General features: G+C 60.6%; 24 protein-coding genes. 16 read left to right on the top strand and 8 right to left on the bottom strand.

Going from position 1 to position 22268, the window contains the following annotated elements; translation table 11 throughout:
* Position 1: 1 nt before the first annotated feature.
* Entirely contained in the window at positions 2 to 949 is a 948-nt protein-coding gene (locus AB5Y89_RS05480; RefSeq protein ID WP_045523610.1) for a ketopantoate reductase family protein, read from the bottom strand.
* A gap of 358 nt (positions 950 to 1307) precedes the next feature.
* On the opposite strand from AB5Y89_RS05480, the gene AB5Y89_RS05475 reads away from it, so the two are divergent.
* The gene (locus AB5Y89_RS05475) at positions 1308 to 1790 is read left to right on the top strand and encodes a YajQ family cyclic di-GMP-binding protein (RefSeq protein WP_010673357.1); all 483 of its coding nucleotides are present in this window, start codon (positions 1308 to 1310) and stop codon (positions 1788 to 1790) included.
* Positions 1791 to 1893: 103 nt separating this feature from the next.
* Here AB5Y89_RS05475 and AB5Y89_RS05470 read toward each other — a convergent pair whose 3' ends face one another.
* The 6 genes from AB5Y89_RS05470 to AB5Y89_RS05445 all read right to left on the bottom strand — a co-directional run bounded on the left by AB5Y89_RS05470 (position 1894) and on the right by AB5Y89_RS05445 (position 7086).
* Positions 1894 to 2700, bottom strand: a complete 807-nt coding sequence (locus AB5Y89_RS05470) for an outer membrane protein OmpK (protein WP_010673358.1) — start codon at positions 2698 to 2700, stop codon at positions 1894 to 1896.
* Between the two features lie 156 nt (positions 2701 to 2856).
* The gene (locus AB5Y89_RS05465) at positions 2857 to 4158 is read right to left on the bottom strand and encodes an MFS transporter (protein WP_227263739.1); all 1302 of its coding nucleotides are present in this window, start codon (positions 4156 to 4158) and stop codon (positions 2857 to 2859) included.
* Positions 4159 to 4345: 187 nt separating this feature from the next.
* Positions 4346 to 4675, bottom strand: a complete 330-nt coding sequence (locus AB5Y89_RS05460; RefSeq protein WP_042015623.1) for a hypothetical protein — start codon at positions 4673 to 4675, stop codon at positions 4346 to 4348.
* Positions 4676 to 4789: 114 nt separating this feature from the next.
* A complete protein-coding gene (locus AB5Y89_RS05455; protein WP_010673361.1) occupies positions 4790 to 5341 on the bottom strand; it encodes a peptidylprolyl isomerase in 552 nt (183 codons plus the stop codon).
* 14 nt (positions 5342 to 5355) lie between these two features.
* The gene (locus tag AB5Y89_RS05450) at positions 5356 to 5928 is read right to left on the bottom strand and encodes a YajG family lipoprotein (RefSeq protein ID WP_039040711.1); all 573 of its coding nucleotides are present in this window, start codon (positions 5926 to 5928) and stop codon (positions 5356 to 5358) included.
* Between the two features lie 24 nt (positions 5929 to 5952).
* A complete protein-coding gene (locus AB5Y89_RS05445; RefSeq protein ID WP_368223042.1) occupies positions 5953 to 7086 on the bottom strand; it encodes a methyltransferase in 1134 nt (377 codons plus the stop codon).
* A 207-nt stretch (positions 7087 to 7293) separates the two neighbouring features.
* Here AB5Y89_RS05445 and AB5Y89_RS05440 point away from each other — a divergent pair, with 207 nt between their 5' ends.
* From AB5Y89_RS05440 to nqrM, 9 genes are all read left to right on the top strand, one after another.
* Complete coding sequence (locus AB5Y89_RS05440; RefSeq protein WP_010673364.1) at positions 7294 to 7602, top strand: BolA family transcriptional regulator; 309 nt, start codon at positions 7294 to 7296, stop codon at positions 7600 to 7602.
* Positions 7603 to 8021: 419 nt separating this feature from the next.
* Positions 8022 to 9365 carry a Na(+)-translocating NADH-quinone reductase subunit A gene (locus AB5Y89_RS05435; RefSeq protein WP_368223041.1) on the top strand — a complete coding sequence of 448 codons (1344 nt, stop codon included), beginning with the start codon at positions 8022 to 8024 and terminating at the stop codon, positions 9363 to 9365.
* A 3-nt stretch (positions 9366 to 9368) separates the two neighbouring features.
* Entirely contained in the window at positions 9369 to 10598 is a 1230-nt protein-coding gene (locus AB5Y89_RS05430) for an NADH:ubiquinone reductase (Na(+)-transporting) subunit B (protein ID WP_010673367.1), read from the top strand.
* Positions 10588 to 11376 (top strand): Na(+)-translocating NADH-quinone reductase subunit C, encoded by a 789-nt coding sequence (locus AB5Y89_RS05425; RefSeq protein ID WP_045523606.1) that lies wholly within the window; start codon positions 10588 to 10590, stop codon positions 11374 to 11376. Before AB5Y89_RS05430 ends, AB5Y89_RS05425 begins: the two co-directional genes overlap by 11 nt.
* Complete coding sequence (locus AB5Y89_RS05420) at positions 11369 to 12001, top strand: NADH:ubiquinone reductase (Na(+)-transporting) subunit D (protein ID WP_005303545.1); 633 nt, start codon at positions 11369 to 11371, stop codon at positions 11999 to 12001. The genes AB5Y89_RS05425 and AB5Y89_RS05420 overlap by 8 nt, the downstream gene beginning before the upstream one ends.
* A 3-nt stretch (positions 12002 to 12004) precedes the next feature.
* The gene (nqrE, locus tag AB5Y89_RS05415; RefSeq protein ID WP_005303538.1) at positions 12005 to 12601 is read left to right on the top strand and encodes an NADH:ubiquinone reductase (Na(+)-transporting) subunit E; all 597 of its coding nucleotides are present in this window, start codon (positions 12005 to 12007) and stop codon (positions 12599 to 12601) included.
* A 17-nt stretch (positions 12602 to 12618) separates the two neighbouring features.
* Positions 12619 to 13842, top strand: a complete 1224-nt coding sequence (gene nqrF, locus AB5Y89_RS05410) for an NADH:ubiquinone reductase (Na(+)-transporting) subunit F (protein WP_010673369.1) — start codon at positions 12619 to 12621, stop codon at positions 13840 to 13842.
* Between the two features lie 3 nt (positions 13843 to 13845).
* Entirely contained in the window at positions 13846 to 14883 is a 1038-nt protein-coding gene (locus AB5Y89_RS05405; RefSeq protein WP_029313924.1) for an FAD:protein FMN transferase, read from the top strand.
* Positions 14884 to 14894: 11 nt separating this feature from the next.
* Positions 14895 to 15119, top strand: coding sequence for a (Na+)-NQR maturation NqrM (gene nqrM / locus AB5Y89_RS05400; RefSeq protein ID WP_010673371.1), 225 nt, complete (start codon positions 14895 to 14897; stop codon positions 15117 to 15119).
* A gap of 80 nt (positions 15120 to 15199) precedes the next feature.
* On the opposite strand, the gene AB5Y89_RS05395 is transcribed toward nqrM, so the two are convergent.
* On the bottom strand, positions 15200 to 15409 hold the full coding sequence (locus AB5Y89_RS05395) for a hypothetical protein (RefSeq protein ID WP_214005261.1): 210 nt from the start codon (positions 15407 to 15409) through the stop codon (positions 15200 to 15202).
* 216 nt (positions 15410 to 15625) lie between these two features.
* Here AB5Y89_RS05395 and dinB point away from each other — a divergent pair, with 216 nt between their 5' ends.
* The 6 genes from dinB (at position 15626) to rlmM (ending at position 22253) form a co-directional block, all read left to right on the top strand.
* Positions 15626 to 16678 (top strand): DNA polymerase IV, encoded by a 1053-nt coding sequence (dinB, locus tag AB5Y89_RS05390; protein ID WP_010673373.1) that lies wholly within the window; start codon positions 15626 to 15628, stop codon positions 16676 to 16678.
* A 67-nt stretch (positions 16679 to 16745) separates the two neighbouring features.
* Positions 16746 to 18881 (top strand): methyl-accepting chemotaxis protein, encoded by a 2136-nt coding sequence (locus AB5Y89_RS05385; protein WP_041214676.1) that lies wholly within the window; start codon positions 16746 to 16748, stop codon positions 18879 to 18881.
* 286 nt (positions 18882 to 19167) lie between these two features.
* On the top strand, positions 19168 to 20088 hold the full coding sequence (locus tag AB5Y89_RS05380) for a transcriptional regulator GcvA (RefSeq protein ID WP_029313926.1): 921 nt from the start codon (positions 19168 to 19170) through the stop codon (positions 20086 to 20088).
* Positions 20089 to 20100: 12 nt separating this feature from the next.
* Positions 20101 to 20736, top strand: a complete 636-nt coding sequence (locus AB5Y89_RS05375; protein WP_128273287.1) for an alpha/beta fold hydrolase — start codon at positions 20101 to 20103, stop codon at positions 20734 to 20736.
* 43 nt (positions 20737 to 20779) lie between these two features.
* Positions 20780 to 21166 carry a DUF423 domain-containing protein gene (locus AB5Y89_RS05370; RefSeq protein WP_010673377.1) on the top strand — a complete coding sequence of 129 codons (387 nt, stop codon included), beginning with the start codon at positions 20780 to 20782 and terminating at the stop codon, positions 21164 to 21166.
* Positions 21159 to 22253 carry a 23S rRNA (cytidine(2498)-2'-O)-methyltransferase RlmM gene (gene rlmM / locus AB5Y89_RS05365; RefSeq protein WP_042864272.1) on the top strand — a complete coding sequence of 365 codons (1095 nt, stop codon included), beginning with the start codon at positions 21159 to 21161 and terminating at the stop codon, positions 22251 to 22253. The genes AB5Y89_RS05370 and rlmM overlap by 8 nt, the downstream gene beginning before the upstream one ends.
* Positions 22254 to 22268: the final 15 nt, after the last annotated feature.

Genomic DNA, 22268 nt, shown 5'->3' with positions numbered 1-22268 from the left:
CTCAGCGCTTCTCTTTGACGGCCTGATAGAGGCCCTGATTGACCGGCACCGCGATACCGTGAAGGGCGGCCTTGTTCAGCAGGAAGCCGGTGATGGCTTCGATCTCGGTCTCGCGGCCCTGTTCCATGTCCTGATACATGGAAGAGTAATTGTCGGCGGTGAGCTCCACCACCATCATGACACGGCGCAACAGCTCCTCGCTGCCGGTAGGCTGACCTTCGGCCCGCATGACGTCAGCCACTTCCACGCAGATTTGCTGCAGGGCATCGGCAAAACGCGGACCAGCCAATTCGCCGTTCTTGAGCTTGTAGAGCGCGGTGAGGGGATTGATGGCGCAGTTGACGGCGAGTTTCTGCCACTGGCGTGTCAGGATCTGCTCATCCCAGCCGGCCTGACCCAGGGCGCTGGCCAGCTCGTCGGCGAGGTGGGCATGGGCACGGGCCGCTTCGTTGACAGGGCCCAGCCAGGTCTCCCCCTTGCCGGTGTGGCGGAACACGAAGTGGCCGCTCTGCATGGCGCCATGGCTGGTGACGCCGGCGATCACGGGGTTGTCTGGGAAGAGTGCGACCACCTGATCGGCGATCCCCATGCCGTTGTGCAGCAGCACGATGGGCACCCCTGCCGCCAGTTGCCCGACCAGGGGAGTGAGGGCCGATATCACCTGCCCCGCCTTGGTCATGACCAGCAGGCGTTTGATGCTGCCCGGCTTGTCGATGAAGGCGCGTTCGATGGCCAGGAGCTGGGTATGCCCCTCAAGGGAGGTAAAGTCGACGCCGGGGTGCAAGGTGGCACGATGGCGCTCGCGCAGCAGGAGGCGGGTTGCTTGGCCGCTTTGGGTCAACAGGGAGGCGAAGACGCCGCCCAGGGCGCCGCAGCCCAGCAAGGTCCACTCGGGAGAGACAGGGTGACGGCGTGTTTTCAGGTTGTTGTCGCGTAATCCGCTTGGCATGAAGAGGCTCGATCATGGGAAGGGCTGCCATCCTGTCAACCGCCAACCCGGGATAAGGGAAGATGTCGCTTGGTGAATACCTGGAACCGGTGCATGAGCTGGCTGTCGGGTCGTGCTCAAGGCTCATGCGCAGCCAGGGAGCCTCATGTATGCATGACCATACGGGTTCCTGGGCTGCACTTCACCGAGTGTCGGACCTCTCGCGACCGCTCCTGGACGGGTTCTAACGGGTCTCACCATTCCTGTGCGCAGGGGATTCTAGCAGAGCAATCCCATCGAAATCAGCAAATTTGCCCGTTTTCTGGTAGATTTGCCCACCTGTCAGCACAACCTGAAGTACAGCATGAGGAGCCCGGCTATGCCGTCATTCGATATTGTCTCTGAAGTCAAAATGAACGAGGTGTTGAACGCCGTTGATAACGCCAACCGTGAACTGGCGACCCGTTTCGATTTTCGTGGTGTGGAAGCCAGCTTCGAATTGAACAAGGAAGAAGTAAAGCTGGAAGCCGACGCCGATTTCCAGCTCAAGCAGATGGTCGAGATCCTGCGCGGCGCCCTGCTCAAGCGCCAGATCGAGAACAGTTCCATGGACGTGGGTGACAGCGTCCACTCCGGCAAGCGTTTCCACCTGACCGTGAAGTTCAAGCAGGGGATCGACAAGGAAGTGGCCAAGAAGCTGGTGAAGCTCATCAAGGATTCCAAGATCAAGGTGCAGGCCGCCATCCAGGGCGACGAGGTGCGGGTCACTGGCAAGAAGCGCGACGATCTGCAAGAGACCATGGCTCTGGTGCGTGGCGCCGAACTGGGCCAGCCGATGCAGTTCCAGAACTTCCGCGATTGATGGCGAACGGGGAGGGCGCGGCTCTCCCCCCACTGCCAGCATGAGGGCATAAAAAAACCGGAGCAGCTGCTCCGGTTTTTTTGTGTCCGTGTGACGAGTTCGATTAGAACTTGTAGGTCACGGAGAAGTAGTGGCCGAAACCAGTGGTCTTCAGACCGTAGGAACCGTTCTGGATGCCATAGATGTCGTTGAAGTACTTCAGACCGTAACCGACGGCGTAGCGGTCGGAGTGCCAGTACAGGCCGTTGAACATGGCGGTACCGTCGGTGGAAGTGTCCTTGGCATCAAACAGGTGATCCAGGTAACCCTGATAGGCTACGAAGCTGCCGTTGGAGAAGGTGTAGAAAGGCTTGAACCAGTTCATGGAGAACTGATAGCCGTTCCAGCCCTGCTCGCCACCGCCTTCATTGACGTGACGGGCATACAGGTTCATGCCCATTTTGCCGAACCAGGGCACCATGACGTCTGCACCCAGACCGGTCATGGCTTCAAACAGACCATCCGGACCACCTACGTTGATCAGGTTGGCGATGTAGACTTCCTGCACCGGGCCGAAGGAGAGATCTTTGCCGGTCATGGCATCGATGGAGATGCGCGGTGCAAATTTGATGAACAGGTTGTCCTGGTTGTGCTTGTCGTCGTGACGGTTCTGGAAGATGTCGAAAACGTCGACGTAACCGTACAGATCGAAGATACCGGAACGGCCACCAAACTCCATTTCGAAGTAGGTATCGTTGTAACCACCTTCGGACTCAGCGTAGGGCAGCTGATCGATGGTGTGCATCACGTTGAACTGGAACCACTTGTAGTCGTTCTTGTGGATGTCGCCGCTGTAATCGGCAGCCAGTGCCGGAGTGGCGGAGGCAGCCAGCAGACCGGCAGCGATCAGAGTCTTGGTAAATTTGGCCATTTTATTGGTCTCTTGTGCGTTAGTTGAGGTTTTCCGTAGCCTGCCCACAAGGAGCGGAAGGGATTCTAGCCAAATAAATTCAGCGGATAAACAAGCACCAGGGAACTTTGTCAGGATTTGTGAATCTAATCACCCCCTAAAATGCGCAAACGCTTGCTATTTGTGCGTTTGTGGTGACAAGGTGCTGCCTCGTTTGGCAACCATGATGATCAGGATCATCACCGGAATGCCGAGCAGACTGGTGCCGATGAAGAAGTGGCTGTAGCCGATCTGCTCCACCACGCGACCAGAAAACCCCGCCAGCAACTTGGGCAGCAACAGCATGATGGAGCTGAACAGGGCGTACTGGGTGGCGGAGAAGGCGACGTTGGTGAGACTCGATAGATAGGTTACAAACGCAGCCGTCGCTATGCCGGCGCTGAGGTTGTCCAGCGAGATGATCAGAGTCAGCAGCTCCAGGTTGTGGCCCACTTCGTTGAGGAGAGCGAACAGCAGATTGGTGCTGGCGGTCAGCACGGCGCCGAGGAACAGGATGCGCAGGGTGCCAAAGCGCATCACCAGCACGCCCCCGAGCGCGGCTCCCACCAGCGTCATGATGACACCATAGACCTTGGTGATGGTGGCCACTTCCGTCTTGCTGAACTGCAGATCCACATAGAAGCTGTTGGACATCACCCCCATCACCACGTCCGAGATGCGATAGCAGGCGATAAGCCCGAGGATCAGCAGGGCCGAGGAGCCGTAGCGGCGAAAGAAGTCGGCGAAGGGACACCAGATGGCCTCGTAGGTCCAGGCCCCCAGCCCGGCCAGCGTGGGTGACCAACCCCGTGCCAGCAGGGTAGCCTTGCGCGCCATCTGCTGCTCGTCCTGACTCTTGAGATCGATCTGCGGCTCGTGACTCATCAGGGTGGTGAGGATGCCAAGAGACATCAGCCCTCCCATCAGCAGATAGGTGAGCTGCCAGCCGCGATAGTCATAGCCGTTGTTGCTGCCGAGCCAGGCCGCCAGCGCCAGCGCCCCCGCTCCCGCCATGATCATGGCGAGTCGATACCCCGTCATATAGGAAGCGGCCATGGCCGCCTGCAGCCGCTCGGGAGCGGATTCGATGCGATAGGCGTCGATGACGATGTCCTGGGTGGCAGAGGAGAGGGCCACCAGCAGAGCAAAGAGGGCCAGCTGGGCGAGCTGGGTCTTGGGATCGCAATAGGCCATCCCCACCAGGGAGAGGGCGATCAGCACCTGGGAGAACAGCATCCAGCTGCGTCGCCGCCCAAGCAGCCGTGACAGCAGGGGCAGGGGCAGCCGATCCACCAGGGGCGACCACAGCCACTTGAAACCGTAGGCCAGCGCTACCCAGCTCATGTAGCCAATGTCGGTCAGGCTGACATCCGCTTCGCGCAGCCAGAACGAGAGGGTGCCAAAGACCAGCAGCAAGGGCAGGCCGGAGGAGAATCCCATGGCGAACAGGATGAGTACCCGCGCTTCCAGATAGACGGCGAGGGCATCTCGCCAGCGGGTGGCGCGGCCCGGTGTGTGGCTGGGCGGGCGGAGATTGTTCAACTGCCTGACTCCTCGGGGAAAAGGGGGTCATTTTGTCAGGTTCGGCAGGCGTAGCCAAGGCAAGCCGAGGGGGGAGCGGCAGGTTTCAGGGGCGCGAGCCGATGCAGTGGTGCGGGCAGGGGCCCCCGTCGGCGAGAAAATTGGCGCAGGCCATGAGTTGCAGACGCAGCGCGTCATCACAGAGGAGGTGCTGCTCATCCCACAGGTGCAGGCTGTGAAGCAGATGCCAGAACACCCCTTCCTGCTCGTTGGCGGGGGCTTTGTCCATGGGGATCACGCAGAGCGCCTGCCAATGGGAGAGGAGCTGCCAACTCAAGTCTTCCAGCTGCTGATAGGGAATCTTGCGTGCCAGAAAATGGCGAACCGCCTGGGCCAGCGGGCCGGCGTGTTGGGTTATGTAATCATGACAGGTCACCGGCTCCTCCTTCTGGTTCTGCTCCCCGATGCGTGGCACACATCGGGGAGCAGAGTATAGAAAAAGAGATTGGTGACCCGTTCAGGGACGCGGTGGAATGTGATCCGGGCCGCGTTATTTGTCCGCGAGCAGCACCACTTTCTTCAGGATGATGGGGCTGGTGGGGACGTCGTTGGCACGCAGGATGGAGCTGTAGCCGGTCTGGACCTGGGCCAGTTTGTCCAGCACCTCCATCCCCTTCACGACCTGGCCGAACACGGTGTAACCGGCGCCGGCATTGGCGTTGAGGTTGTCGTTGTCCACCAGATTGAAATAGAACTGGCGAGTGGCACTGTCGACCGCCTGGGTGCGGGCCATGGCGATGGTGCCGCGCTTGTTGGGCAGGCCGCCTCTGGACTCGTTGACCACGGGATCGAAGGTCGGCAGGGGCTGGAACTGCTGGTTGTAGCCCCCACCCTGCACCACGAAGTTCTGGATCACCCGGTGGAACAGGCTACCGTCATAGCTGCCGTCTGCCACGTAGCGCAGGAAGTTCTTCACGGTCTGGGGCGCCTGTTTGGGGGCCAGCTCCACGACGATGGTGCCATGGTTGGTCTCCATCTGGACTTTTTGACCGGCAAAAGCCAGGGGGGCGATCAGGGTGACCAGTAACCAGAGTTTCTTCATTTATATGTCCTCGCTCAGCTCGGCTGGCCCTTGAGATAACCGCGCAGTGCCTCGTCGGCCATGATCTGCTGCAGCACGCTGCCCAGTTGCTGGTTCAGAGTGGATTCCAGATCGGCCATGCTCGGTTCGCCCGGGCCCTCCTTGCTGGAGGACATGTTGAACTGCTTGGTCAGCTTGCTGCCCTGGAAGTCGGCAATCACCTGCAGGCTGACGCGGGACTTGGTGACATAGGTGAAGGTCTTCTCTTCCACGGTGACGGCGGCAGTGGAGATGGCCAGCGTCAGGTTGGTGGTGCCGCTGTTGCCCACTTCCAGGCCCTGGCTGCGCAGCCCTTCCGCCAGTTTTTCAGCCAGCAGGCTGTTGAGAGGCTGACTGCTGTTCACCAGCACAGGAGCCTTCTCTTTTTTCTTGATGGAGAAAACATAGGCGGCTTCACGCTTGTCCACCCCTTCCATGGTGATGCGGTTGCCGGAGTAGTACTGCTGGTTGGAGGGGATGACTTGCGGGTTGAGCAGGGCGCTCTCGGGCCAGTGAGTAGCACAACCGCCCAATACCAGAGCGGCCAGAAGCAAGAGTGACTTTTTCATCATGGGTTTCCTTTAGCTTTATCTTTAGCGTTTGATGGCTTTCAAAATAACGAATTTGCTGTTCGACGCAACGACTTGTGCGTTGCCAAACAGGCGCTTGAGTTTGTTGTGATAGTCCAGATGACGGTTGCCTACTATCCAGAGTTCGCCCCCCTGAGGCAACACCCGGTGGGCATCGCTGAACATCTGCCAGGCGATGTGATCGGTGATCGCCTGCAGCTGATGGAAGGGGGGATTGCAGAGGATCCTGTCCGCTGCCCCGACGGGAACGTCATCGAGACAGTTGTTGACCATAAAGTGGGCACGGGGCAGGGCATCGGGCCGGTTGTGCTCGACGTTGAGCCGTGCGGACGCTACCGCCATCCGGGATTCGTCGATGAAGGTCACCTCCACCTCGCTGTCCCGCGCGAGAAGGGAGAGCCCGAGTACGCCGTTGCCACATCCCAGATCGATCACTCTGCGGGCACTGTGGATGGGCAGGTTGTCCAGCATGAAGCGGGCGCCGATATCCAGGCTGGTGCGCGAGAACACGTTGGCATGGTTGTGGATGAGCATGTCGGTGCCTTCCAGCGGCCAGACGGTCGGGAAGGGACTGGTCAGGGACGGGCGCTCGGCGGCCGGGGTGCAATGAATGAGGCGCGCCTTCTTCCAGGCGAGTGAGGTGCGGGTCTCCCCCAGATACTTCTCGAACAGCTTGAGGGTGGAGGTGTGGATGTCCTTGGCCTTGCCGGCAGCAATGATGCGGGTCGTGGGGGTGACGACCCCGCGCAGGGCAAGCAGTTGCTGCTCCAGCAGCGCCTGATACTTGGAGACCTTGATCACCACCAGGGCGGGGGCATCGGGCAGGGGGGCCAGCGCATCCTGCAGGGTGATGGCGTGGGGAGCCAGCCCGTTTTCCGCCAGGTTGGCCAGGGTGGCCCGCTCGCTGATGTGGGAGTCGGTCACGCAGACGGGGGCGTGGGCATGCAGATAGCCTGCCAGGGCGCCGAAGCCGTCGTTCATGATGATGACGGGGCCGTCAGGTGCCTGCTGCGATTCGGCAAGGTGGCTTATCAGGTACTCGTCCGCCGCATCCCAGGCCTGCAGGGGGTCCTGGCTCTGCCGCGGGTAACGATACAGGGTCAGGTGGCAGTGGGCCGTGTCGAGCAGGGTTTGCATAGGCAAGAGTCCAACGTGTGATTGATGAATGGCGACCGTCTGCCCCGTGTTGCCCGGCAGCGGTGAAAGTGGCGCTATTCTAGCGGCGGCGGAGAAATTCACCAGTCCGGTGCGGCGAGAGCGAGCGGATCCTTCGTACCTGATGCATCGGGCGCACAACCCTGGCTACAATGGCCGGATATTCAACGAGGAGTCCTTACCGTGAGCATGCAACAACAGATAGAGGCCAAGCTGGCCGCCGCGCTCTCCCCGAGCCACCTGGAAGTGATCAATGAGAGCTACATGCACAGGGTGGCACCGGGCTCCGAAAGCCACTTCAAGGTAGTCGTGGTGAGCCAGGCGTTTGAGGGACAGCGTTTGCTGGGTCGCCATCGTCAGGTGAACGGGGTGTTGGCCGACGAGCTGGCGGGAGCCATTCATGCATTGGCGCTGCATACCTATACCGAATCCGAGTGGCAGGCCCGGGAGCAGGCGCCAAAGACGCCGGGTTGCGTCAGCAAATCCCCCTTTGCGTGAGCCGTTGGACCTTCTGATGGCGCCTTCCTCGGGCCATTAACAGCGCTATCACGAATGGTGTGCAGCCAGGGATGAGGGGGGTGGCATTATTTTTTCTAATCCTTTTCCTTATGCCTGAAAAATACCTCTATATGGTTAGTTTTGCGAAAAGTCCTTTAAAACCACGGTTTGCAAGGACGTGCGCGAAATATTCAGTGAAGGTTAATTTTGTGATAGGGCGGGGATTTTCCCCATTTGGCGTGGCGGCTAACTCGCCTAAGGTGGTAAACTCAGGCGCTTTTGAATGATCCTGTATGTTGCTGATTTGTTTATTTCTTCGACAGCTTTCCGCGATGTTGACGGGCTCATTCAACAACTCGTCGTGATGTATTTCTCGGCGCTAACCAACCTGTCTTCCCTTAACGGTAGTGCAAGTGAGTATGATTACAATTAAAAGAGGACTGGACATCCCCGTGCTGGGTGCTCCGGAGCAAGTAATCTACGATGGCCCGGCCATCACCCGTGTTGCTACACTCGGCGAAGAGTTCGTGGGGATGCGTCCTACTATGTTTGTCAAAGTAGGTGATCGCGTCATTAAAGGTCAGGAGCTCTTCGAAGATAAGAAGAATCCCGGCGTTAAATTCACGGCCCCTGCCACCGGTGTGGTTTCTGAGATCAACCGTGGTGCCAAGCGTGTTCTCCAGTCCGTCGTCATCGACATCGATGGGTCCGACGAGCAGGTGACCTTTGAGCATTTTGCCTCCGCCGAGCTGACACAGCTCGAGCGCAGCAAGGTGCAGGAGATCCTGGTCGCATCAGGCCAATGGACCGCGCTGCGTACCCGCCCGTTCAGCAAGGTGCCGGCCGTGGGTTCCACCCCGCGCGCCATCTTCGTCACCGCCATGGACACCAACCCGCTGGCCGCCAGTGCGGAGCTGATCATCAAGGAACAGGCCCAGGCCTTCCTCGACGGTCTGGCCGTGCTGACCCGCCTGACCGATGGTACCGTCCACGTCTGCAAGGGCGAAGCCAGCCTGCCGCACTCCTCCCTGGCCCAGGTCAAGGAAGCCGTGTTCGTCGGTCCGCATCCCGCCGGTCTGCCGGGCACCCACATCCACTTCCTGGATCCGGTCGGTGCCAACAAGGTGCAGTGGCACATCAACTATCAGGACGTGATCGCTTACGGCAAGCTGTTCACCACCGGCCAGATCTTTACCGACAAGGTGATCGCCCTGGCTGGCCCGAACGTCATCAAGCCGCGTCTGCTGCGTACCCGTCTGGGTGCCAGCCTCAGCCAGCTGACCAACAACGAGCTGCGTGCGGACGAAAACCGCATCATCTCCGGTTCCCTGCTGAGCGGTGCCAAGGCCGAAGGGGTCCATGACTACCTGGGTCGCTTCCACAACCAGGTGAGCGTGCTGGGCGAAGGCCGTGAGAAAGAGTTCATGGGCTGGGTCAAACCCAGTGCCAACAAGTTCTCCATCACCCGTACCACCCTCTCTCACCTGATGAAGGGCAAACTCATCAACTTCACTACCACCACCAACGGTAGTGATCGCTCCATGGTGCCTATCGGCAACTATGAGCGTGTGATGCCGCTCGACATCCTGCCGACCCTGCTGCTGCGGGATCTGATCTCCGGTGATACCGACAGCGCGCAGGCGCTCGGCTGCCTGGAGCTGGATGAGGAAGATTTGGCGCTCTGTACCTTCGTCTGCCCCGGCAAGACAGAGTACGGCCCCGTCTTGCGTGAGTGCCTGACCAAGATCGAACTGGAAGGTTAAGCGATGAGTTTCAAGCAACTTCTTGAAAATATGGAACATCACTTCGAGCCGGGTGGCAAGTACGCCAAGTACTATGCCCTGTTCGAAGCGGCGTACACCCTGTTTTATACCCCGGGTTCCGTGACCCGCAATGCCGCCCACGTCCGTGATGCGATCGATCTGAAGCGCATGATGATCATGGTGTGGCTGGCCGTGTTCCCGGCCATGTTCTGGGGCATGTACAACGTCGGCAACCAGTCCATCGCCGCCATCGCCCACATGGGCAGCGCGGCCGGTGCCGATTCCTGGCAATACGCCCTGGCCACCCTGTTCGGTGCCTCGCTGGATCCGGCCGTCGCCGGCATCGGCAGCAAGATGCTGATCGGTGCGGCGCACTTCTTCCCGATCTACATCACCGTCTTCATCGTCGGTGGTTTCTGGGAAGTGTTGTTCGCCATGGTGCGCAAGCACGAGATCAACGAAGGCTTCTTCGTGACCTCCATCCTGTTCGCCCTGATCGTGCCGCCCGAGCTGCCCCTGTGGCAAGCTGCCCTGGGTATCACCTTCGGTGTGGTGCTGGCCAAGGAAGTGTTCGGTGGTACCGGCAAAAACTTCCTGAACCCGGCGCTGGCGGGTCGTGCCTTCCTGTTCTTCGCCTACCCGGGTCAAATCTCCGGTGATGCGGTCTGGGTTGCCGTTGACGGCTTCTCCGGCGCAACCGCACTGAGCCAGTGGGCCCAGGGCGGCCAGATGGCGCTCATCAACGGTGCCACCGGTGAAGCCATCAGCTGGATGGATGCCTTCCTTGGCAACCTGCCCGGTTCCATCGGTGAAGTTTCCACCCTGATGATCCTCATCGGTGCAGCCATGATCGTCTACATGCGCATCGCCTCCTGGCGCATCATCGCCGGCGTCATGGTCGGCATGGTCGCGACCTCCCTGCTGTTCAACGTCATCGGCTCCGATACCAACCCCATGTTCAGCATGCCGTGGCACTGGCACCTGGTGCTGGGTGGCTTCGCGTTCGGCATGGCCTTCATGGCGACCGACCCCGTTTCCGCTGCCTTCACCAACAAGGGCAAGTGGTGGTATGGCGCCCTGATCGGCGTGATGGTGGTGCTGATCCGGGTAGTGAACCCTGCATTCCCGGAAGGCATGATGCTGGCCATTCTGTTCGCCAACCTGTTTGCCCCCTTGTTTGACCATTTCGTGGCACAGGCGAACATCAAGCGGAGGATCGCACGTGGCGTTTAATAAAGACTCTACTACCGGCACTCTCGCCGTAGTGACCGGTCTGTGTCTGGTCTGCTCCATCGTGGTCTCCGTGGCCGCCGTGGGTCTGCGTCCGGCCCAGCTGGAAAACAAGGCGCTGGACAAGCAAAGCAACATCCTGTCCGTCGCCGGCGTCGACATCAGCGCCGTGGCCAAGCGTGACCTGGCCCAGCTCTATGGCGACAAGATTGAAGCGCGTCTGGTGGATCTGACCACTGGTGAGTTCGTTGACGGCGATGCCGACAACTTCGACACCAAGGTTGCCGCCAAGGACCCGGCCAAGAGCATCCGTCTGGCCCCGGCCGACGACAAGGCCGGCCTGCGTCAAATCTCCAAACTGATCCCGGTGTTCTTCGCCAAAGATGCCGAAGGCAAGGTCGACAACATCATCCTGCCGATCTACGGCCAGGGTCTGTGGTCCACCATGTACGCCTTCGTAGCGGTCGCGGCCGATGGCCAGACCATCAAGGGCATCACCTACTATGACCACGGTGAAACCCCGGGTCTGGGTGGCGAGATCGAGAACCCGGCCTGGCGCGAGCTGTTCGTCGGCAAGAAGCTGTTCGACCAGAACGGTCAGCCTGCGCTGCGGGTGATCAAGGGCCATGCTCCGGCTGGTTCCGAGCATGAAATCGACGGCCTGTCTGGTGCAACCCTGACCGGTAATGGTGTACAGCACACCTTCGACTTCTGGATGGGCCCCAAGGGCTTCGGTCCCTTCCTGGCCAAAGTACGTGCAGGAGAAATCAACAATGGCTGACAAGAGCGAAATGAAAAAGTTGCTGTTGACGCCTGTGCTCGGCAACAACCCCATCGCACTGCAGGTGCTGGGTGTCTGTTCCGCGCTGGCCGTTACCAGCCAGATGAAGACGGCGTTCGTGATGACGCTGGCCGTTACCGCGGTCACCGCCTTCTCCAACCTGTTCATCTCCCTGATTCGCAACCAGATCCCGAACAGCGTGCGGATCATCGCCCAGATGGCGGTGATTGCTTCGCTGGTTATCGTGGTTGACCAGGTGCTCAAGGCGTATGCCTATGACATCTCCAAGCAACTGTCGGTGTTCGTCGGCCTCATCATCACCAACTGTATCGTGATGGGTCGTGCCGAAGCCTACGCCATGAAGAGTGCCCCGCTGCCCTCCTTCCTGGACGGTATCGGCAACGGTCTGGGTTATGGCGCCGTGCTGCTGACCGTGGCCACCGTGCGCGAGATCCTGGGTTCCGGCACCTGGTTCGGCATCGAACTGCTGCCGCTGGTGAACAATGGTGGCTGGTATGTGCCCAACGGCCTGCTGCTGCTGCCGCCGAGTGCGTTCTTCATCATTGGTCTGATCATCTGGGGCGTGCGCACCAAGGATCCCAAGCAGGTGGAGGCGAAGGATTAAGGTATGGAACACTATATCAGTCTGTTGATTCGCTCGATCTTCATCGAGAACCTGGCGCTCTCCTTCTTCCTGGGGATGTGTACCTTCCTGGCGGTGTCCAAGAAGGTCAAGACCGCCATGGGGCTGGGGATTGCCGTTATCGTGGTTCAGACCGTGGCCGTCCCGGCCAACAACCTGATCTACAACTACGTGCTCAAAGACGGTGCCCTGGTATCCGGTCTGGATCTGAGCTTCCTGAGCTTCATCACCTTCATCGGGGTGATCGCGGCCCTGGTACAGATCCTGGAGATGGCGCTGGACAAGTACTTCCCGGCCCTCTACAACGCCCTCGGTATCTTCCTGCCGCTCATCACCGTGAACTGCGCCATCTTCGGTGGCGTCTCCTTCATGGTGCAGCGTGACTACAACTTCGTTGAGTCCGTGGTCTATGGCGTGGGTTCGGGTGCAGGCTGGATGCTGGCCATCGTCGCGATGGCAGGGATCCGCGAGAAGATGAAATATTCCGATGTTCCGGAAGGCCTGCGCGGCCTCGGCATCACCTTCATCACCGCGGGTCTGATGGCGCTGGGCTTCATGTCCTTCTCTGGTATTTCCCTGTAATCGGAAAGGAAATATAGATGGAAATTATTCTGGGTGTGGTCATGTTCACCGTGATCCTGCTGGCCTTGGTGGCAGTCATTCTGTTCGCCAAGTCCAAGCTGGTGACCGCCGGTGACGTGACAATCAGCATCAACGGCGACCCGGCCAAGGCTGTGACCAGCCCGGCGGGTGGCAAGCTGCTTGGCGTGCTCGCCGGCAGTGGTATCTTCGTCTCCTCCGCCTGTGGCGGCGGTGGCTCCTGTGGTCAGTGCAAGGTGCGTGTGAAATCCGGCGGCGGCGACATCCTGCCGACCGAGCTGGATCACATCAGCAAGGGCGAAGCCCGTCATGGCGAGCGTCTGGCCTGCCAGGTCACCGTGCGTTCCGACATGGACATCGAGCTGCCGGAAGAGATCTTCGGCGTGAAGAAGTGGGACTGTACCGTCATCTCCAATGACAACAAGGCCACCTTCATCAAGGAGCTCAAGCTGCAGATCCCCGATGGCGAGAGCGTGCCGTTCCGCGCCGGTGGTTATATCCAGATCGAAGCGCCTGCCCACCACGTGCAGTACAAGAACTTCGATATTCCCGAGGAGTATCGTGGCGACTGGGATCGCTTCAAGATCTTCGAGCTGGAGTCCAAGGTCAACGAGCCGATCATCCGTGCCTACTCCATGGCGAACTATCCGGAAGAGTTCGGCATCATCATGCTGAACGTGCGGATCGCAACTCCGCCGCCCAGCAACTGGACTGCCCCTCCCGGCCAGATGTCTTCCTACATCTTCAGCCTGAAGGCCGGTGACAAGGTGACCATCTCCGGTCCGTTCGGCGAGTTCTTCGCCAAGGACACCGACGCCGAAATGGTGTTCGTCGGTGGTGGTGCGGGTATGGCGCCGATGCGCTCCCACATCTTCGACCAGCTGCGCCGTCTGAAGACCAAGCGCAAGATGAGCTTCTGGTACGGTGCCCGTTCCAAGCGCGAGATGTTCTATGTCGAAGACTTCGACATGCTGCAGGCCGAGAACGACAACTTCCAGTGGCACGTCGCCCTGTCCGATCCGCAACCGGAAGACAACTGGGATGGCTACACCGGCTTCATCCACAACGTGTTGTTCGAGAACTACCTCAAGAACCACGAGGCGCCTGAGGATTGCGAGTTCTACATGTGCGGGCCTCCCGTGATGAACGCCGCCGTCATCAACATGCTGAAGAACCTCGGTGTTGAAGACGAGAACATCCTGCTGGATGACTTCGGTGGTTAATCCATGCACAGCGTTGTAAAGACCTGGCTAGCCTTCGGGCTAGCCTTTTTCTTGACTGGGTGCGGTCAGGAAACGGTCCAATCGAAGCCGGAGATCCACATCACCGGCAGCACCATGGGTACCTACTACTCCATCAAGGTGGCAGATAGCGCCGTTCAGGATGCCGCCAGGCTGCAAGCCGAGGTCGACGTCTTGCTGGAGCGGGTCAACGATCAGATGTCGACCTATCGCCCGGATTCCGAGCTGTCACGCTTCAACCAGCACAAGAGCAATACCCCTGTGGTGGTTTCCCGCGATACCGCGCGGGTGGTGACCGAGGCCATTCACATTGGCCGCGAGAGCCGCGGGGCGCTGGACGTCACCGTCGGTCCTCTGGTCAATCTGTGGGGCTTTGGGCCGGATGCCAGACCGACCAAGGTGCCGTCCGACGAGCTGATCGCCCAGACCCGGCAGAAGACGGGCCTTGGCAATCTGCATGTGATAACCTCTGCCGATGCCGATACCCTGCAAAAGGACATCCCGGACCTCTACGTGGATCTCTCCGCCATTGCCAAGGGGTTTGGCGTAGACAAGGTGGCCGAGTACCTGGAGTCCCAGGGGGCGCGCAACTATCTGGTGGAGATAGGCGGCGAGCTGCGCATCAACGGTGTCAACGGCAAGGGGCATCCCTGGCGTGTCGCCATCGAGAAGCCGACCGTCAATGCCGGTTCAGTACAGGAGGTGATCCTGCCCGGTGACAACGGGGTGGCCACCTCGGGCGAGTACCGCAACTATTACGAGCTGGACGGCAAGCGCTTCTCCCACACCATGGATCCGCTGACGGGCAAGCCCATCCAGCACCGCCTGGTGTCGGTGACCGTCATCCACCCCTCCTGCATGACTGCAGACGGGTTGGCGACCGTGTTCATGGTCATGGGGCCGGAGAAGAGCCTGGCCTATGCCAAGGAACGGGGGCTGGCCATCTTCACCATCACCAAGACGGATGACGGGTTCGAAGAGGCTTATTCGGATGCCTTCAAACCATATCTGGTCAAGAAGTAAGGGGTAACTACATGCAGATCTTTCTGATCACCTTCGGGGTGTTTCTGATGGTCGTGGTGGCCATGGCCATCGGCTACATTTTCCAGCGCAAGTCCATCTCCGGCTCCTGTGGCGGCCTGGGTTCCATCGGGATCGAGAAGGAGTGCGACTGCCCCGAGCCTTGCGACAACCGCAAGAAGAAGATGGCCAAGGAAGAGGCCCGTCGCAAGATGCTGGTGGACAACCGCATCATCTAACGGCGGATATCGCTCTGAAGGCAGCCTTGCAACGAAGCGAGCCGACCCCTGGGTCGGCTCGTTTTTTATGTGGCATGGGGTCAGTAGTCATATTGGCTGCATGCCTTTGCCTTGAACTCTTTCTTTCGCTTTGCCAGCTCCTCCCTGGTGCCCAGTTTATCCCCTTGCTGTATGGCTTTTTCCAAGGCGGCGATGCGCTGATAGAGCCAGTTGCACTCCGCAGTCGGGTGATCCTTGCTCGTGCCCGTCAGCGGCAGCAGCAGGCCCAGCAGCGGCCAGAATCTTCTCATCCTGCACCTCCCAGCCCCCGCAAATGGGAGCCCTGAGAGTCTATGCCCTAGCCCGCGCTGGCGCGCTGGCAGAAATGACAGGCTTGGGGTAGCATGGAACGTTCAACTGGTTATCCATACAGTATTTTTGTCGTTCGACACGCCTCCTCGCCGGATGCCCAGGGTCTATCCCTATGATCTGTTCGGGAGGCTGTCGACACAGCAACAGACACGGCCATGCGCAAGATCATTCACATCGACATGGACTGCTTCTTCGCCGCGGTGGAGATGCGGGACAACCCGGCCCTTAGGGAGGTGCCGCTCGCCATCGGTGGCGCTGCTGACCGACGCGGAGTCATCTCCACCTGCAACTACGTGGCGCGCCGCTTCGGGGTGCGCTCCGCCATGCCGAGCGCCCTGGCCAGAAAGCTCTGTCCGCCATTGGTGCTGATCCCCGGGCGGATGGCCGTCTACAAAGAAACTTCGCGCCAGTTGCGCGCCATCTTCCTGCGCTACACCGAGCAGGTGGAGCCGCTCTCTCTCGATGAAGCCTATCTCGACGTGACCCAGAGTCCCCGCTGCGGTGGCAGCGCCACCCTGATGGCGGCGGAGATCCGCGCCGCCATCAGCGCCGAGCTTGGGCTGACTGCCTCGGCCGGTGTGGCGCCGAACAAGTTTCTGGCCAAGCTCGCCTCCGAGCAGCGCAAGCCTGACGGCCTGTTCGTCATCCGCCCCCAGGAGGTGGACGAGTTCGTGCGCCAGCTCCCCCTTGGCAAGCTGCCCGGCATCGGCCGCAAGACGGCAGAGCGGCTGGAGTCCCTCGGGCTGTATTCGTGCGAAGATGCCCGCCAGCTCGGCAACGAGGAGCTGATCGCCCGTTTCGGCAAGCTCGGGGAGATGCTGGCCGGCCGCATCTGGGGGCATGACGATCAGCCGGTGCAGGCCAGGCGGGTGCGCAAGAGCATCGGTGTGGAGACGACGCTCGCCAGCGACGTGCTGGACGAGGACGCCTGCTGGCAGGTGCTCAGCCGGCTCATTCCCGAGCTGGAGCAGCGTTTTGCCAAGGCCTGCCCTGCGGAGATGCTGATGGGGCAGGGGATCAAGTTGAAGTTTGCCGATTTTCACCAGACCACCGTCTACCGCAAGGGGAGTTATCAGGCGGCACGTTTCCACGATCTGCTGCACGAGGGACTGCAACGGGCTCAAGGAAAGCCCATTCGCCTGCTCGGTCTGGTCGTTGGTTTGCCCGGAGCGGGTGAAATCAATCAATTAAGCCTGGATCTCTGCTGATTTAGTTAAGTTTTTGTATCCAAAACCGATACAGTGTTCACATCTGTAGACGTTAGGAAATAGTGGCATGAGTTCTCTTTCTGTTCAGGGACGGATCACCCTGATCGCCGGTTGCTGTCTGCTGGCCAGTGCCGTCGCGCTGGTGGCTTCTTCTCTTTTCAACGCGGCCCGCATGCAGGAGCAGGTGCTCACCTCCACCACCCTGGAGGGGCAGCACGCGGCAGAAAACTGGATGCAGGCCATGGGGGCGACCCAGGCAGCCCGGGTGACCAGCTACCTCGATGAGGCTTACTTCAGGGCTACCCTGCTTGCCGAGGGCATCTTGTTCCAGCGCAAGAACGCGGCCGACAACTTCGTTCACTCCGAGGCGCTGCGCAATGCCGTCAACCAGCAGTTGCAGGATGCGGCGGAGTCGTCAGCGAACCTGCTCGGTGTCTATGCGGTATTCGAACCCAACCAGCTTGACGGGGAGGATGACAACTATCAGGGGTCGACGGCGCTCGGCGCCAACGACAAGGGGCGTTTTTCCAGCTATTGGGCCAGGGTCGACGGCAAGGTCAACCTGGAGGTGATGGACGAGGCGATGCTGGCCAACGACAAGCCCTCCGGACACGGCGGCCTTGAGAACGACTGGTACAGTTGCAGCATCCGCAGCAAGGCGCTCTGTCTGCTCGAACCCTATGTGGACGAGGTGGGGACCCAGCAGGTGTTGATGACCTCGGTAACCGTGCCGCTGCTGGACCAGGGCTCCCTGCTTGGCATGGTGGGGGTCGACATCTCCCTGGGGACCCTGCAGAGTCTGGTGGAAGAGATGGGCCGGACCCTCTACAAGGGGCAGGGCAAGGTGCTTCTGCTCAGCAGTGAAGGGCGGGTGGCCGGCGTGGAAGGGTTCCCGGTCGCCCTTGGCAATCTGCTGGAGCAGCAAGGGCTGGCGCAGGATCTCAAGGGGTGGCTGACCAAGGGAGATGTGGTGACGCGCTGGAGCCCGGATGGCGCACTGTTGCAGACCTTCGTGCCGGTCAGCATGCGCGGTACGGATCGCAAGTGGGGCATCTATATCGAGCTGCCCCGCGCCGTGGTGCTCGCCTCGGCCCTGCAACTGCAAGGGGAGCTTGAGGATCAGGCCCAGCGCAGCGTGGCAACCCAGCTCACGATAGGTGGCGGGATTTCGGCGCTCGCCCTGCTCTGCATCTGGCTGATGGCCCAGCGCATCGTGGCGCCCATCCGCGCCGTGGTGGCACGCCTCAAGGACATCGCCAGCGGGGAGGGGGATCTCACCCAGCGCATCGATCTGCGCAGGGATGACGAGATAGGCGAGCTGGCCAAGTGGTTCAACAAGTTCCTGGACAAGCTGCAATCCACCATCAGCCAGGTGATCGACACCGTTGCGGGCACTCGGGCCAGTGCGGCCCTGGCGGCGCAAGGGGCAGCTCGTACCAGCGCCGGCATGCAGTCCCAGTATCAGGAGGTGGATCTGGTGGCGACCGCGTTTGAAGAGTTGAGCGCTACCGCCCTGCAGGTCGCCGGCAATGCCAATGCGGCGGTGGCGGCGGCCGATGAGGCCGACACGGCGGCCCAGGAGGGCAAGTCCGTGGTGGCGCAGACCCAGGAGGCCATGTCCAGACTGATGACGGTGATAAGCGATGCCAAACCAGTGGTGGAGCACCTCTCTGCCAACAGCGACAACATCAACGACATCCTGGTGGTGATCCAGGGGATCGCCGAGCAGACCAACCTGCTGGCCTTGAACGCGGCCATCGAGGCGGCCCGAGCCGGTGAGCAGGGGCGCGGTTTTGCGGTGGTCGCCGACGAGGTGCGCAACCTGGCGGGCCGAACCCAGAACGCCATCGTCGAGATCCAGAACCTCATCGGCCAGTTGCAGTCGGGGACGGAGGCGGTGGTGAAGGCGATCCTGACCGGTCATCACCAGGCGGATCTGACCCTCACCAAGGTGGAGCAGTCGGTCAGCGTGCTGGAGCAGATCATCCAGGCTGTCGGCACCATCCACCAGATGAACGAGCAGATCGCGAGGGCCGCGCAGGAGCAGAGCGGAGTGGCGGACGAGATCAATCGCAACGTCAGCAATATTCGCGATGTGAGCCATACCATTCGGGCGGAAGCGGCGACCTCCGCCGACAATGGGCGCGAGCTGTCGCAACTGGCGGACAAGCAGCAGCAACTGGTGGGCCAGTTCCGGGTGTAGGGGAGGATAAGAAAAAAGGCGCCATCCAACCGGAGGCGCCAAACACATTCAGATGACAGACTGGGTTAAATCGACCTGATTTAGCCCTTCTTCCCGCAGAGGAAGAAACACAACACCACAATCACTGTCGACTCACTCACAAAAACCACATGTAAACCAACATGGAAGAGAAGGTGTGAGCCATATGACAACGAATTGCGTGGCGAATTATGTTTATTCACTGGTCGACCCGCAACCGACAATTTATAATGCGCCCCATTAGAAAAATTCATCGTCGGCCGATTCCATGTCTCGTCGTTTACCTCCGCTCAATGCACTGAAAGCGTTTGAAGCCGCGGCTCGTCACTTGAGCTTTACCCGCGCAGCAGAAGAGCTGTTCGTGACCCAGGCAGCCATCAGCCACCAGATCAAGGCGCTGGAGGAGTATCTCGGCATCAAGCTGTTTCGCCGCAAGAATCGCTCCCTGCTACTGACCGAGGAGGGGCAGAGCTACTTCCTCGATATCAAGGACATCTTTGCCTCCATCTCCGAGGCGACCGACAAGCTGCTGGCCCGCAGCGCCAAGGGGGCGCTCACCGTCTCCCTGCAGCCGAGCTTCGCCATCCAGTGGCTGGTGCCCCGCCTGGTCAAGTTCAGCGAACGCCACCCGGACATCGATGTGCGGATCAAGGCGGTGGACATGGACGAGGGCTCCCTCACCGACGACGTGGACGTGGCCATCTACTACGGCCGCGGCAACTGGCCGGGTCTTCGTTCGGACAAGCTGCACACCGAGTACCTGATCCCGGTCTGCTCGCCCCTGTTGCTGACCGGCCCCAAGCCCCTGCGCACCCCGGACGATCTGACCCGTCACACCCTGCTGCACGACACCTCCCGGCGCGACTGGAAGGCCTGGTTCCGCCAGCTTGACATCGACGCACCCAATGTCAATCAGGGGCCCATCTTCAGCCACTCCACCATGGTGATCCAGGCGGCGATCCACGGTCAGGGGGTGGCGCTCGGCCACAGCGTGCTGGCCCAGCCGGAGATCGAGGCGGGTCGTCTCATCTGCCCGTTCGAACAGGTGCTGGTGAGCAAGAACGCTTTCTATCTGGTGTGTCAGGAGCAGCAGTCCGATCAGGGCAAGATAGTGGCTTTTCGCGACTGGATGCTGGAACTGGTGGAGCAGGAAGAGGCCCGCAGGCGTGCCCGCCTTGCCGATGCCTGAGGAGTTGACCTGGTGACTGACCTGACAAGAGAGGGGGCGAGTGACGCCCCCGTTCGCATTCTGCTGGCCCACGGCGCGGGGGCGGGCATGGAGCACAGCTTCCTGGCCGAGTTGTCGCGACTGCTGGCGGGGCCGGATATCGAGGTGGTGCGCTTCAACTTCCCCTATATGACCAAACGAGCTCAGGACGGCAAACGCAGGCCGCCGGACAGACAACCCGTGCTGCTGGCTCACTGGCGCGAGATGGTGCGTCAGTTTGCCCATCCCCGGCTGTTTCTGGCGGGCAAGTCCATGGGGGGGAGGATGGCGGCCGAGCTGTTTTGCGAGGGGGGCGACGAGATGGATGCTGCAGGATTGATCGTTCTCGGGTATCCTTTCCACCCCCCGGCCAAGCCCGACGCATGGCGGGGCGAGGTGCTCAAGCAGATCACGACGCCCACGCTGCTGCTGCAGGGGGAGCGCGATACCTTCGGTTCTCGCGCCGAGCTGGCCGATTTCCCCTTCTCACCCGCCGTATCGGTCCACTGGCTGACCGACGGGGATCATGGTTTCAAACCGAGAAAGGCGAGCGGCATGAGCGAGCAGGAGAACCTGCGACTGGCCGCGGAGCGGATCAAGGGTTTTATCGCGGCGGTGGGCCGCTCCTGACCATCTCGAGCGGGTCGATAGAAGAAGCGTGCAAGGAGAGAAGATGCAGATCCAACGACATTGGCTGGTGCTGGCGGGCTTCTTCGGCCTGACGGCCACCATGCTCGGGGCCTACGGCGCTCATGGGCTGGCGGCGACCGGCATCGCTCCTTCGTTGCTGGCGGCGTTCAACACCGCCGTGCAATACCAGTTTTTCCACGCCCTGGCCCTGCTGGTGCTGGGGTTGTGCGGCGTGCGCGGCAAGGTGATCACCTTCGCGGGCGCCGTCTTTGTGCTGGGGATCCTGGGATTCTCCGGCAGTATTTACGCCATGGTGCTGCTTGGCAGCAAGGGGCTGGGGCTCATCACCCCGGCCGGTGGCCTCTGTTTTATGTTGGGATGGGCGGCTCTGATGTGGGCCGGCTGTCGTCTTGGAGGAAAGAATGAATAATCTGCTGCTTTATTGCCGCCCGGGTTTTGAGAAAGAGGCGGCGGCAGAGATCACCGAGCGTGCCGGCAACATGCAGTGCTACGGCTTTGCCCGGGTCAAGGACGACAGCGGCTATGTGATCTTCGAGTTGTATGACGAGGAGCAGGCCGATCTGCTGGCGCGCAAGTTGCCGTTCCGCGAGCTCATCTTCATTCGCCAGATGCTGGTGGTGACCCACGAGCTGAAAGATCTGGAAATAAGCGATCGGGTCTCTCCCATCCTGGAGGCGGCGAGCGGTTACGCCATTTGCGGTGATCTGCGGGTGGAGACGGCCGATACCAACGAGGCGAAGGAGCTCTCCGCCTTTTGCCGCAAGTTCACCGTGCCGCTTCGCCAGGCGCTGCGCAGCAACGAGATCCTGACCAAGAAGGAGACCCCGAACCGTCCCGTGTTCCACGCCTTCTTCCTGGCCAATGACCACCTGATGCTGGGGTACTCCTACTCCTTCAACAACTCTGCCTTCCACATGGGGATCCCGCGCCTGCGATTCCCGGCCGATGCCCCGAGCCGCTCCAGCCTCAAGCTGGAAGAGGCGTTCTACGTCTTCGTGCCGAAGGAAGAGTGGGACTTGCGCCTGTGCTCCGGCCTGAAGGCCGTGGATCTTGGCGCCTGCCCGGGTGGCTGGACCTATCAGCTGGTGCGTCGCGGCATGATGGTGACGGCGGTGGACAACGGCATGATGGCCCAATCCCTGATGGACACAGGTCAGGTGAAGCACATCCGTGACGATGGTTTCGTGTGGCGGCCGAGCAAGAAGAATACCTACTGGCTGGTGTGCGACATGGTGGACAAGCCTGCGCGAGTGACCCACATGGTGGCCGACTGGTTCAGGGAGAACGACTGTCAGGAAGCCATGTTCAACCTCAAGCTGCCGATGAAGAAGCGCTATGCCGAGGCGGTGCACAACATCGAGGTGCTGCGCGGACTGCTGGCGGAGATCGACAGCGGCTTCATCATTCAGGCCAAGCAGCTCTATCACGATCGCGAAGAGATCACGGTGCACGTCTACAACAAGTTCTGGGTCTCCAAGTTGTCCCCCAAGTCCTGAAGCAGCATCGGGAAC

This window comes from Aeromonas sp. s4 (genome assembly GCF_040907855.1).
Taxonomy (GTDB): domain Bacteria; phylum Pseudomonadota; class Gammaproteobacteria; order Enterobacterales; family Aeromonadaceae; genus Aeromonas; species Aeromonas caviae.
Note: the sequence above shows the minus strand (reverse complement) of the source record. Positions and strands in the feature narration are given on the sequence as shown.